Raw genomic sequence first — 12,318 nt, 5'->3', positions numbered from 1 at the left:
GATCCCGACACTGATCTCACGCTTCGCTCGCTTCCCTCGATTCCAGGAATTCCCATGAGCTCCGAACGCATCGCCGAAATCCGCCGCGACACCAAGGAAACCCAGATCCGCGTGCGCGTCAACCTGGACGGCACCGGCCAGGCCACGCTGAACACCGGCATCGGCTTCTTCGACCACATGCTCGACCAGATCGCCCGCCACGGCCTGATCGACCTGGACATCGAGGCCAAGGGCGATCTCCACATCGACGGCCACCACACTGTCGAGGACGTGGGCATCACCCTGGGCATGGCGGTGGCGCAGGCGATCGGCGACAAGAAGGGCCTCACCCGCTACGGCCACAGCTATGTGCCGCTTGATGAGGCGCTCTCCCGCGTGGTGGTGGACTTCTCCGGCCGCCCGGGCCTGGCGATGGATGTGCGCTTCACCGCCGGTTCGATCGGGGCCTTCGACACCCAGCTGGCGTTCGAGTTCTTCCAAGGGTTCGTGAACCACGCGCTGGTGTCGCTGCACGTGGACAACCTGAAGGGCCACAACGCGCATCACCAGTGCGAGACCATCTTCAAGGCCTTCGGCCGCGCGCTGCGGATGGCGATGACGCTGGACCCGCGCTCGGCCGGCGTCATTCCGTCGACCAAGGGGACGCTGTGATGGCCGCGACCGGGACCGATGTCGTCGCCAAGGCTGGTCCCCGCACCGTGGCGGTGGTGGACTACGGCATGGGCAACCTGCGCTCGGTGTCGCAGGCGGTGCTGCATGCCGCGCAGGATCAGGGCGTTCGGGTGGTGATCACCTCCAGGCCTGAAGAGGTCTATGCAGCGGAACGCATCGTGCTGCCCGGTCAGGGCGCAATGCGCGACTGCATGCGTGAGCTGGCCGATTCCGGCCTCAAGGAAGCCGTGCTGGATGCCGCCGCCCGCAAGCCCTTGATGGGCGTGTGCGTCGGTATGCAGATGCTGCTGGACCACAGCGAGGAGCAGGACACGCCCGGCCTGGGGCTGATCCCCGGCCAGGTGAAGCGGTTCCAGCTCGAGGGACAGCGCCAGCCTGACGGCAGCCGCTACAAGGTCCCCCAGATGGGATGGAACCGCGTGCACCAGATGCGAGCGCATCCGGTCTGGGGTGACGTGCCCGACCAGAGCTGGTTCTATTTCGTCCACAGCTTTTATACCCAGCCGTCGGACCCGCGCGACAGCGTGGGCGAGAGCGACTACGGTGCGCGCTTTACCTGCGCCGTGGCGCGGGATAACATTTTTGCGACCCAGTTCCACCCCGAGAAGAGCGCGGCATTCGGGCTCGCGCTCTATCGAAACTTCCTGCATTGGACGCCTTGATCGCCAGGCAAGCCCTGGCACTTGTCGAAACCTGTGGGACGTACGGCGTCACCCGGCGGCGCGCTTCCTCCCGCGCCCCATTCACTCACCTCTCTTAATCTGCTTCTTCGGCCATGCTGCTGATTCCCGCGATTGACCTGAAAGACGGCAAATGCGTCCGCCTCAAGCAAGGCGACATGAATGACTCCACCACCTTCGGCGAAGATCCGGCCGAGATGGCCCGTCGATGGGTGGATGCGGGCGCCAGACGCCTGCATCTGGTGGACCTGAACGGCGCCTTCGCCGGCAAGCCGGTCAACGAGGCCGCCATCAAGGCGATCCTGCGGGAGGTCGGCGACGACATCCCGGTGCAACTGGGCGGCGGCATCCGCGACCTCGACACCATCGAGCGTTATCTCGACGACGGCCTGTCCTACGTCATCATCGGCACTGCGGCGGTGAAGAACCCCGGCTTCCTGAAGGACGCCGCGTCGGCCTTTGGCGGCCACATCATCGTGGGCCTGGATGCGAAGGACGGCAAGGTCGCGACCGACGGCTGGAGCAAGCTGACCGGCCATGAAGTCGTCGACCTCGCACGCAAGTTCGAGGATTACGGCATCGAAGGCGTCATCTACACCGACATCGGTCGCGACGGCATGCTCACCGGCATCAACATCGAGGCCACGGTGAAGCTGGCGCAGGCGCTGAGCATCCCGGTGATCGCCTCGGGCGGCCTGTCCAACATGGCCGACATCGACGCGCTCTGCGCGGTTGAAAGCGAAGGCGTGGAGGGCGTGATCTGCGGACGTGCCATCTACACCGGCGACCTCGACTTCGCCCTGGCGCAGCAACGCGCCGACGAACTGAACGGAAGCTGAGCACTTGCTGGCCAAACGCATCATTCCCTGCCTGGACGTCACCGGCGGTCGCGTCGTCAAAGGCGTGAACTTCGTCGAGCTGCGCGATGCGGGCGATCCGATCGAGATCGCTGCCCGCTACAACGAGCAGGGCGCCGACGAACTCACCTTCCTCGACATCACCGCCACCAGCGACGGCCGCGACCTGATCCTGCCGATCATCGAGCAGGTCGCCTCGCAGGTGTTCATTCCGCTGACGGTGGGCGGCGGCGTCCGCTCGGTCGCCGATGTGCGTCGTCTGCTGAATGCGGGCGCGGACAAGGTCAGCTTCAATTCCGCCGCAGTGGCCGATCCGGAGCTGATCCGCGCGGCGTCCGACCGATACGGTGCCCAGTGCATCGTGGTGGCGATCGATGCCAAACGCCGCGCCGACGGCACCGGCTGGGATGTCTACACCCATGGCGGCCGCAAGAACACCGGGCTGGATGCCGTGGCCTGGGCCAGCCGCATGGCCGAACTGGGCGCGGGCGAGATCCTGCTCACCAGCATGGACCGGGACGGCACCAGGAGCGGTTTCGACCTGGCGCTGACCCGCGCGGTGTCGGACGCGGTCAGCGTGCCGGTCATTGCCTCCGGCGGCGTGGGCTCGCTGCAGGATCTGGCCAACGGCATCACCCAGGGCGGCGCCGATGCGGTACTGGCCGCCAGCATCTTCCATTACGGCGAGCACACCGTGGGTGAGGCCAAGGCCTTGATGGCCAGCCAAGGCATCCCGGTGCGCCAATGAGCGGCACGCCCCCCAACCGCGCCAAGCCCGGCGATCGCGATGGTGGCGGTGACCGTCCGCGTCGCGGCGGTCGCCCGGGGCCGCGGGTCACCGTCGGCGAGGGCGCGGTCAAGCCGCGGCCGCGAGAAGCCGGCCCCGGCGAGGTGCGCATCGTCGGCGGGCAGTGGAAGCGCTCGAAGCTCCCGGTGCCCTACAGCCCCGGCCTGCGGCCCACGCCGGACCGGGTCCGCGAGACCCTGTTCAACTGGCTCGGCCAGGACCTGAGCGGCTGGCGGGTGCTGGACGCCTTCGCAGGCAGCGGCGCGCTGGGCTTCGAGGCGGCGTCCCGTGGCGCGGCCCAGATCACCTTGCTGGAGCGCGACGGTGCGCTGGCGGCGGCGCTTCGGGCCAACCTCAAGCGGCTCGACAAGGACGGCACCGTCTCGATGCGGATCGAGAATGCCGATGCGCTGGGCTGGATGAAGCGGGCGGCGCCCGGATCGTTCGACCTGATCTTCCTGGATCCGCCGTTTGCGCTCGACCTGTTCGCGGCGTCGCTGCGCGCAGCCGCGCCGCTGATCGGTGAACAGGGGGTGATCTACCTGGAGTCGCCCGCCTCGCCGGCACCGATCGAACTGCCGCCGGACCTGGGCCTGTCCCTCTGGCGGGAAGGGCGGGCGGGCGCGGTGCATTACCGGTTGCTGCGGCGCAGCGGATAATCCGGCACAGATTCGCCCACCTCCTCATCCCGGACCGGCGGCCCGCCCTTGCGGGTCCGGGCTGCCTCGGGATGGGACTGCCGACACCGCTGACGCCCACCGGAGCGCCGCTTGACCTCTCAAACCCTGCTCACCGCCATCTATCCGGGCACCTTCGACCCGATGACCCTGGGCCATGAGGACCTGGTGCGGCGCGCCAGCCGCCTGTTCGAGCGCCTGGTGCTGGCGATCGCCGCCGGACACCACAAGCGCACCATGTTCGGCATTGAAGAACGCCTGGACATGGCGCGGCAACTGGTCGCGCCGTATCCGAATGTCGAAGTGGTCGCCTTCAGTGGCCTGCTGCGGGATTTCGTGATGGACAAGGGCGGCAAGGTGGTGGTGCGGGGCCTGCGGGCGGTGTCGGACTTCGAATATGAATTCCAGATGGCCGGCATGAACCGCCAACTGATGCCCGACGTGGAGACGCTGTTTCTCCCCCCGTCGGACCATTACCAGTTCATCTCCTCCACCTTCGTGCGGGAGATCGCCAGCCTGGGCGGCGATGTCAGCAAGTTCGTCTCGCCGCTGGTGCATGAGCGGTTGAAGGAACGTGTCGCCAAAGGGCGGCAAGGGGAGTAAGCGCGATGGCATTGATGATCACCGATGAATGCATCAATTGCGATGTCTGCGAGCCCGAGTGCCCCAACCAGGCGATCTCCATGGGTGAGGAGTACTACCAGATCGATCCTGGCAAGTGCACCGAATGCGTGGGCCACTTCGACGAACCGCAGTGCGTGATGCTCTGCCCGGTGGCCTGCATTCCCACGAATCCGTCGCACGTCGAAAGCCGTGAGACGCTGATGCAGAAATATCTGCGGCTGACCCAGGCCACCGCCTGACCAGGGCACCCGCTTGAGCCCGTCGCCCGCCCCAGCCGGTAGCCCGCCCGCCTGAGCCCCGCCGCCCGAGCCGGCCGCCCGCTCGCCTGAGCCCCGCCGCCCGAGCCGGCCGCCCGCCTGCGCCCCGCTGCCCGGGCCGGCCGCCTGTCTCTGTACCAGATCGCTTCCTCGCCGAATCCTTTGGACGACAGGGCTCGAGCCCGTGGGTGCGGGGCTCACAGGACGCCCAAGTCGTCCGGCTTCCTCACCCGATTGACCTGCCATTGGCCTCTTCTTGACGTTGCACGCCTGGCCATGTCCGCGAGGCCGTGGTGCCCCGAGAGAGGGCCGCGCCTCGACAGCCGTCGGGTCCGGGTTGATGCACGTCGCTCCCTCCCAATTGGTGAATCGACCATGCTCTTCCCTGCAGACGAGCTGCTGCATGACCTGAATTAGCCCCCGCACGGTCTTTGTTGGAAATTATTCCTAGCGCATAATTAGTCCTGGCAAATAAAAAGGCCTGAAGATGACCTACCACCGCCCCGAACTCGCGCTCGGCATGGCTGAGCAGTTGATCCGGCCCAAAGGCCTGCAGATCAGCGTTCGATCCGGCCTTTTTCTGGGTGGGCTTCGGCGCATCGGCAAGACCACGTTCCTGCGGGGCGACCTGGTGCCCGCGCTCGAGAACCTCGGCGCGATCGTGATCTATGTCGATCTGTGGTCCAACACCAATGCCAAGCCCACTGACCTGTTGCTGGCTGAGGTGCGAAAAAAACTCGCCGAGCTCCAAAGCGTCAACTCCCGGGCCATCGGTCTGCTGAAGCGGGTCAAGGGCCTGGACCTGGGTGCCGTCGGCTTCAAATTCGCCTTCGGGCTCGACGAGCTCGGCAAGCCCGAAGGCGCCACCCTGGCGGATGCGTTTGTGGATCTCGTCGATCAGGGCAAGACCGACGTGGTGGTCATCGTCGATGAGGTCCAGCACGCCATGGGCTCCGAGGACGGCAACAGCATGCTGCTGGCCCTCAAGGCCGCGCGCGACGCCATCAACACCCGGCCGGACACCCCGGGGCATTTCCTGTTTCTGGGCACCGGATCGCACCGCGCGCGGGTGCGTGAGCTGACCATCAAGGGCAATCAGGCCTTCAACGGGGCGCTGTCTCAGGACTTCCCGGTCCTGGGCGATGACTTCGTGGCCTGGCTGCTGGAGGAATCGGCGCTGGGCGAGCGCACACCGACGCTGAAAGCCGCGTCCGACAGCTTCCAGCGCCTGGGCCGCCGGCCTGAAGAGCTGATGAAGGCGCTGCTGGCGCTTCAGGCCATGGCGGTCGGCCAGGACCCGGATGCCGATCTGCGCGCCATCACCGAGGCCGTGCGGCAGTCCGCCGCCGTTCAGGACCTGGCTCGCCTGGATCAATTGGGGCCGGTCGCCCAGTCGGTCTTTGCGCGCGTGGTCAGTGAAGGCGGCCACGGGGTCCGCGGTCTGTTTTCGGAATCGTCGCTCGACGAATACGGCAAGGCGCTGGGCCGGCGCGTCGCGCAGGAGGAAATCCAGCCCGCGACGAACGCCCTGTTGGATGCCAACCTGCTGGCCCGTGATGGTCACGGGATCTATGGCGTCAGCGATCCGTTCGTGGCCGAGGCCTTTCTCAGCCGACAGACGATGCACCAGAAGCTCAGTGGGAACGACGCACAGCGTCTGGACTAAGGCTTAGGGAGACACGGTCCCGCTTGCAGCTTGCCCTGAGTCGTGAGCCCCGAGCCCGGGATCGCTCATTCAGAGTGCCCAGCGCTCGCCATACCTCGGAGGCTGCGGCCATTGGTGCGCAGCGGGCGGCTGATGGGGATGCATCGCTGCCCATCGGCGCGCCAGCATCCAGCCCCCGTGGCTGACCACCAGTGTTCCGCCTGACCAGCGACTGGCCCGCATCAGCAGCGCCTGCAGCGGTTCACCACCCGCCGGCGCGAAGGTCGAGAAATTCGCCACCCAGGCATCGATCTCGGCTTTCGGTATCTGCGCCCAGGCGCGCCCGTCCCAGGCCCCGAAGTCGATCTCGGCCAGCGCCGCGTCCACATGGTGGCGCCAACCCCATCGTCGCAGCCAACGTCCCACCGATGCACAGCGCGTCAACGGCGAGGTCCAGATCTCATGGGCCAAACGGTGCCGCCGTGCATGGGCCTGGATGCGGCGCGCCAGTCGTTTGGCGCGGCGGGGCGCCACGGTGAGGTCACAGCCGGCGCCGACGCATAAGCCGGCCGCGCCGTCCGGGCGCGGATGCCGCCACACCGAGATCGGGGCGCTCGATGCCGCCGCGGGTGGCGAGTCGCCCGGCATGTCGCGAACGTCCGGAAGATCCTGCAAGGCGTCCCCCATCTCAAAACACCGCAGCCAGGCCGAGCAGTGCCAACAAGGTGCCCAGCTCCACGATCTGTTGGGCCGCACCCAAGGTGTCCCCGGTGTAGCCGCCCAGGCGACGCTCCAACATCGACTGCAGATAGAAGGTCAGCCCGCAGGCGGTCACCAGCGCGCCGATCAGCAGCGGCACCTCGTCGGGCAACAGCCACGCGGCAACACCGCTGGCCAGCAACGCAATGACCAGGGCCACCACCAGCCCGCCACCGCCAACCTGCGTCGCCAGCGGCTTGGCCTTGGCATGGTCCGCATCACCGGCATAGGGCAGCGCATGCATCAGCCACACCGGCGCCGCGCGCGACACCACATGCGACCACACCACCGCCATCAACACCAGCGTGGGGTCCGTATCCGCCAGCCCCAGCAACGTGGCGGCCTTGAGACCCAGCACCAGCATCAGCCCCAACGCGCCGTAGCTGCCGATGCGCGAGTCCTTCATGATCGCCAGCGACTTCTCGCGGCTCACCGCACCGCCCAGCCCGTCGCAGCTGTCCGCCAATCCGTCCTCATGAAAGCCGCCGGTCAGCCAGACGCTGGACGCCATCGCCAGGCCCACCGCCACCGTGGCCGGGAACATCAACGAGGCGGCCCACAGCACCAGCGCGGAAAAGCCGCCCACCACCGCGCCCACCAGGGGAAAGTAGCGTGCGCTCTCGTTCAGCCAGCCGGGCTGGAAGCCGACCCAGCGCGGCACCGGCACACGGGTGAAGAACTGCAGGGCAATGAAGAACAGGCGGAAGTGATGCAGCATGGCGCGGACCGTGGAGATCGGTCCTCAGGACAAGGGAGCAGGGCCGACGCACGTCCACCGCGCGGCGACGACAGATCCGCAGACACTCTGCGGACGAACGGCCGCGATGATACGAGGCGCTGGGCGCGGCTGCGGCTGTGCGACGGCGTCTGTCTCAGTGCCCGGCCGCCTGCTCCCGAGCCAGCAGGCTCTCGTAGGCGATCGCCAGATTGGCGCAGAAGATCTCCAGCAGCTCGCGGCCCTGGGCGTCGATCGGTTCCGAGAAGGCCATGTACAGCAGGCTCTCGTTGCCGGAGTGGGTGCGGTAGTAGCCGATGAAGCACTCGCCATCAAAGCGGCTCTCGCGTGACAGCAACGCCTGGTCGATCGCCTCGCGCACCTCGTCGGGCAGGTCGCGCACCTCGTCGTCCACCAGCAGGCGCTGATACTCCGAGGTGGCCGCCAACACCCGCAGACGTCCCTGCGCATGCGAGGCGGCATAGGCGCTCATCCGGCTGGCACACAGCCCCTGGGCCTCGGCGCCGAGCAGGTGGGCGACCTGCTCCAGCATGGCCGACGCGAAATGGCGCAGGTTGTGGGCATCGTGGATCATCGTGATCGCCTCGATCGAGCGCCGCAGCGCCTGACGCGCATGCTCGATGATCATGATGTCGCGGTACGAGCGCAGGGCCGAATAGAAGACTGTGATCAGCTTGCGCTTGGTGAGTTCGGTCTTCTCCTTGTAGTCATTGATGTCGTAGCTCTTGATCACATGCTCTTCGGGCGCCTGGCCGGGCTGACCGGTCCGCAGCACGATGCGGACATGGGTGTTGAGCAGTTCCTCGCGGATGAATTGCGCCAGGTCCAGACCGGCATGGTCCGACTCCATCACCACGTCCAGCAGCACCAAGGCCACATCGCGTCGGCTGCGCAGCAGATCGCGCGCCTCGGTGGCGCTGTAGGCATTCAGAAACTGCAGACGGCGACCGGCGAATTCAAAGTCGTCCATCACCAACTGGGTCACCTGGTGCACGGCCGGATCGTCGTCGACGATCATCACCACCCAGGGCTCGGCGGCTCGGCTGCGGCCACTGGGGCCGGCACCCGGTTCGGGCAATTCGTCGGCGAACACCATGTCGGTCATGCGGTCCTCCCTCTTCGCTGCTTGTGCTGCGATTATCAGCAGCTGCGCCCGAACGAACAGACCTCGTGCACGCGACGCAACGGCGCTGCTGTCGCGATCGCATGGTGGAATCGAATGGTGCTGCTGATCGGACGATGTCACCCCAGTCCCGCATAGCGCCTTTCTCATTCCATTGCCGTGGATTGAACTCTGAATGCGTACCCAATGCTCGTTGAATTCGCATTGATTGCAATTGGACTGGGCTGCGAGGACGTCGGCGTGCAGTCGATTTCAATCGAGGGCCGGACGCTTTCGCAGGACGAGAAGTCAGACGCTGTACGCCATGGCCATGCACTGAATCGGTTCGCGCCTGCGGATTCGTGGACAACACTTCCGGTGTCAGACATGGCAACAGGGCTATCAAACAGGGGATTTACTCTGGCCTGTGCGGCGCGGACATTCAATCCGTCCGAGGTTGCGACCCAATCGGCATCTGACCGAGGACGCATCAAGTTTGACTCGGGGCCACAGGGAGTTCGGCCATGAAGACCTTGATCACCGTATTGCTGGCGCTGTCTGCCTTTGCCTTGCAGGCTTTCGCTCGTTCGCAGGGCACGGCGGCTTCACCGGCGTTGTCACCGCAGGCGCAGTGCGTGGCGCCCGCGCATGAATCAGGTGACGCCGTCGATGTGCGTGTCTGGCGCCTTGAGACGCTGGCTGCCAGCGAGGAAACCACCGCGCTCAATTGCGCGGCCTCTGCGCTTCAGCGCCGCTGCACCGCTCGTTCGTGACTCGGGACGCGTCGGGAGACGCGTGACGATAGACGCCTGACGCCTGACGCCTGACGCCTGACGCCTGACCGATTGCGGGCGGCGCTGCGCGCTCACGCTGAGGCGGCATCGCTTCCATGCGCGTACGGAGCGCCTCCACCACCACCGCCACCACCACCGTAACGAGGGGGAGCCAGAAGCGCCCTAACAGTTCTGCTAGGCGCGTTTTTGCAGGGCCTGCGGAAGAATCCGCCGCATGCTTGCCACCGTCCTGACCCAGCGCTTTTTCATCCTCAAGGACACGCAGTTCCGTGCGTTGTTCCTGCGCATGCTGTGCAACCGTCTGGTGGACGGCATGGTGTATGTGGTCACCGCCTGGATGCTGCTGCGCATGACCGGCCACGCGTCGTCGGTCGCGCTGCAGCTCACACTCACCCTGCTGCCCAGCGCGCTGCTGTCGCCGGTGATCGGCACGGTCACCGATCGCTTCAGCCGCCGCAACCTGGTGGTGATCGCCGACCTGTTCCAGGGCGCTTTGATCGCGCTCACCGCGCTGATGCTGGCCCTGTCGGTGCAGACGCCGATCTACCTGTATGCCATGACGCTCGCTGTTGGCCTGTCCAGCCTGCTGCATTCAGTCGCCGCGCGCGCCCTGCTGCGGGAGCTGGTGAGCAAGGAAGGCTTGCTCTCGGCCAGCTCGACGATCTCGATCGCCAACCAGACCGGCGGCTTGTTCGGCCCGATTTTGGGTGGGCTGCTTGCCTACCAACTGGGCGAGGTGTCGGTGCTGGCGATCGCTGCCGGGCTGGCGGTGGTGGGCGGCCTGAACCTGCTGCAGATTGCGGCGCGCCCACCGCATGGCGGCCCGGGACCGTCCGGCGCCTCGATGACGGCCGAGTACCTCGCCGCCCTGCGTCTGCTGCGGGACAACGAGCGGGTGCGCCGCCTGTTCGTCGGCTGCTCGCTGTTCTATGTCTCGCTGCCGCTGCTGAATTTCCTGTTGCCCTTGCTGACGATGAAGACCTTCGGTCTGTCGGTGCAGACCTTCGGCCTGATCGACGCGATGTTCGGCATCGGCGGCATCGCGGCCGGCGTGTTCCTGCATGCGCTGGAGGAGCGCTTCGGCCATCAACCGATGATCGTCGGCGGCGTGGTGATCTACGGCCTGGTGATCGCGCTGCTGCCGGCCAGCGCCTTCCAGCCCTGGCTGATCGCGATGTACCTGCTGATCGGCTTCGCCTGTCACAGCGGCGTCGGCCTGATGAGTGAACTCCAGCGCGAGATCCCCACCGCGATGCAGGGCCGCGTGCTGTCGATGTTCAGCACCTGCACCGCCTTGATGGCGGCGGTCACGGTGCAACTGCTGGGGGCTGTGGGCGGATCCACCACCGTGATCGTGGCGTATGTCGTCTACGGGTTGATGCTGGTCGGATTCGGTCTGATCTTCCTGCGGCGCTGGATGCGCGCGCCGGCCTGAGTCGATCGGCCGGCCGCAGCGATCCGCCCCAAGACTGCCGGGCGGCGGCACCCACCGCCCACCACCGCATCGGACCTCGGAGGCGAGCCGCCGCGTGGCGACGGAGGCGGCAGCGATCGATCTCGAACCATCTTGGATTCATGGTCCCGCCGACGGATGTCCCGCTGGCGGAATGTGTCGAACCCGTGCGGCCAGGCCGCGCCGACGAATCGGTGCGGCACCCGTGACGGACTGGCTGCCGCGCCAGCGGGTTCGTTGTTGTCAGAACACCTGGGGAGACCCTCTTGTCGATTCACATCTATGACCCGACGCTGCGCGACGGGAACCACGCGATCGGACATCAGCTGTCCACCCGCGACATCGAGACCTACTGCCGCGCCGTCGATGGCTGCGGCCTGTGGTGCGTAGAGGTGGGTCACGGCAACGGCCTGGGCGCCTCGTCGCTTCAACTGGGCCTGGCCCGGCACAGCGACCGCGAACTGCTCGAGTGCGCTCGCCAGCATGTCAGCCGCTCCTTGCTGGGCGTTCACCTGATTCCGGGCTTCGCGAAGATCTCCGACATCCGGACCGCCGTCGAGATCGGTGTGGATGTCATTCGCCTGGCCTCGCATTGCACCGAAGCCGATCTGACGGAGAGCTATTTCGACTACGCACGCGGCCTCGGCAAACAGGTCCACGGCGTGTTGATGATGACCCACATGGCCAGTGCCGAGACCTTGCTGGAGCAAGCCGCCAAGCAGGTCGGCTACGGCGCCAGCGCCATCACGCTGATGGACTCCGCCGGTCACTACGACCCGCGCAGTGCGACCGAGAAGATCGGCCTGCTGGTCAAGCATCTGGGCGTGCCGGTGGGCTTTCATGCCCACAACAACCTGGGTCTGGCGGTGGCCAACTCGCTGGCCGCGGCCCAGGCCGGTGCCACCATCCTGGACGGCACCCTGCGGGGCTTCGGCGCGGGCGCGGGCAACACCCAGCTCGAAGTGATGTGCGCGGTGCTGGAGCGCTACGACTACGAGACCGGCGTCGACCTGTTCCAGCTGTGCGCCGCCATCGACAGCCTCAGCGACATCCCGCCGGTCAGCAAGCCGACGCTGATCGGCACCTCCAACCTCATCAGCGGCGTTTACGGCGTGTGCGCCGGATTCGAAAAGCATGTCGCGCGGGCCGCCCAGACCTTCGGTGTCGCGCCGCGGCTCATCTGGAAGGAACTGGCGCGCGTCAATGCGGTGGCCGGACAGGAAGACCTGATCATCGATGTGGCCAACCGGCTGCGGAAAGGCGCGGTGGCCTGAG

General features: G+C 66.7%; 14 protein-coding genes. 11 read left to right on the top strand and 3 right to left on the bottom strand.

What is annotated here, in order from left to right:
* Positions 1–54: 54 nt before the first annotated feature.
* The 8 genes from hisB to N4261_RS21140 all read left to right on the top strand — a co-directional run bounded on the left by hisB (position 55) and on the right by N4261_RS21140 (position 6,220).
* Positions 55–651 carry an imidazoleglycerol-phosphate dehydratase HisB gene (gene hisB, locus N4261_RS21175; RefSeq protein ID WP_261757235.1) on the top strand — a complete coding sequence of 199 codons (597 nt, stop codon included), beginning with the start codon at positions 55–57 and terminating at the stop codon, positions 649–651.
* Positions 651–1,334: an imidazole glycerol phosphate synthase subunit HisH gene (gene hisH / locus N4261_RS21170; protein WP_261757234.1), complete on the top strand. Its 684-nt coding sequence runs from the start codon at positions 651–653 to the stop codon at positions 1,332–1,334. The genes hisB and hisH overlap by 1 nt, the downstream gene beginning before the upstream one ends.
* Positions 1,335–1,447: 113 nt before the next feature.
* Positions 1,448–2,191: a 1-(5-phosphoribosyl)-5-[(5-phosphoribosylamino)methylideneamino]imidazole-4-carboxamide isomerase gene (gene hisA, locus N4261_RS21165; RefSeq protein WP_261757233.1), complete on the top strand. Its 744-nt coding sequence runs from the start codon at positions 1,448–1,450 to the stop codon at positions 2,189–2,191.
* Positions 2,192–2,195: 4 nt separating this feature from the next.
* Positions 2,196–2,957, top strand: a complete 762-nt coding sequence (gene hisF, locus N4261_RS21160) for an imidazole glycerol phosphate synthase subunit HisF (RefSeq protein WP_261757232.1) — start codon at positions 2,196–2,198, stop codon at positions 2,955–2,957.
* Positions 2,954–3,655: a 16S rRNA (guanine(966)-N(2))-methyltransferase RsmD gene (rsmD, locus tag N4261_RS21155; protein ID WP_261757231.1), complete on the top strand. Its 702-nt coding sequence runs from the start codon at positions 2,954–2,956 to the stop codon at positions 3,653–3,655. Before hisF ends, rsmD begins: the two co-directional genes overlap by 4 nt.
* 111 nt (positions 3,656–3,766) lie before the next feature.
* Complete coding sequence (gene coaD, locus N4261_RS21150; protein WP_261757230.1) at positions 3,767–4,276, top strand: pantetheine-phosphate adenylyltransferase; 510 nt, start codon at positions 3,767–3,769, stop codon at positions 4,274–4,276.
* 5 nt (positions 4,277–4,281) lie between these two features.
* Positions 4,282–4,536 carry a YfhL family 4Fe-4S dicluster ferredoxin gene (locus N4261_RS21145; protein ID WP_261757229.1) on the top strand — a complete coding sequence of 85 codons (255 nt, stop codon included), beginning with the start codon at positions 4,282–4,284 and terminating at the stop codon, positions 4,534–4,536.
* 505 nt (positions 4,537–5,041) lie between these two features.
* Complete coding sequence (locus tag N4261_RS21140) at positions 5,042–6,220, top strand: ATP-binding protein (protein WP_261757228.1); 1,179 nt, start codon at positions 5,042–5,044, stop codon at positions 6,218–6,220.
* A gap of 69 nt (positions 6,221–6,289) precedes the next feature.
* Here the strand turns inward: N4261_RS21140 and N4261_RS21135 are convergent, their stop codons facing one another.
* From N4261_RS21135 to N4261_RS21125, 3 genes are all read right to left on the bottom strand, one after another.
* The gene (locus N4261_RS21135; protein WP_261757227.1) at positions 6,290–6,886 is read right to left on the bottom strand and encodes a histidine phosphatase family protein; all 597 of its coding nucleotides are present in this window, start codon (positions 6,884–6,886) and stop codon (positions 6,290–6,292) included.
* 1 nt (position 6,887) lies between these two features.
* Positions 6,888–7,676 (bottom strand): adenosylcobinamide-GDP ribazoletransferase, encoded by a 789-nt coding sequence (locus tag N4261_RS21130; RefSeq protein ID WP_261757226.1) that lies wholly within the window; start codon positions 7,674–7,676, stop codon positions 6,888–6,890.
* Positions 7,677–7,830: 154 nt separating this feature from the next.
* Complete coding sequence (locus N4261_RS21125) at positions 7,831–8,799, bottom strand: DUF3369 domain-containing protein (RefSeq protein ID WP_261757225.1); 969 nt, start codon at positions 8,797–8,799, stop codon at positions 7,831–7,833.
* A gap of 521 nt (positions 8,800–9,320) precedes the next feature.
* Here N4261_RS21125 and N4261_RS21120 point away from each other — a divergent pair.
* From N4261_RS21120 to dmpG, 3 genes are all read left to right on the top strand, one after another.
* On the top strand, positions 9,321–9,569 hold the full coding sequence (locus tag N4261_RS21120; RefSeq protein ID WP_261757224.1) for a hypothetical protein: 249 nt from the start codon (positions 9,321–9,323) through the stop codon (positions 9,567–9,569).
* A gap of 235 nt (positions 9,570–9,804) precedes the next feature.
* Positions 9,805–11,025 (top strand): MFS transporter, encoded by a 1,221-nt coding sequence (locus tag N4261_RS21115; RefSeq protein WP_261757223.1) that lies wholly within the window; start codon positions 9,805–9,807, stop codon positions 11,023–11,025.
* Between the two features lie 284 nt (positions 11,026–11,309).
* Positions 11,310–12,317: a 4-hydroxy-2-oxovalerate aldolase gene (dmpG, locus tag N4261_RS21110; protein WP_261757222.1), complete on the top strand. Its 1,008-nt coding sequence runs from the start codon at positions 11,310–11,312 to the stop codon at positions 12,315–12,317.
* The last annotated feature ends 1 nt before the right edge of the window (position 12,318 follow it).

Origin of the sequence: Roseateles amylovorans (assembly GCF_025398155.2) — a bacterium.
GTDB lineage: Bacteria > Pseudomonadota > Gammaproteobacteria > Burkholderiales > Burkholderiaceae_C > Roseateles > Roseateles amylovorans.
The sequence above is the reverse complement of the archived record's forward strand: the minus strand, read 5'-3'. Positions and strand labels throughout refer to the sequence as shown.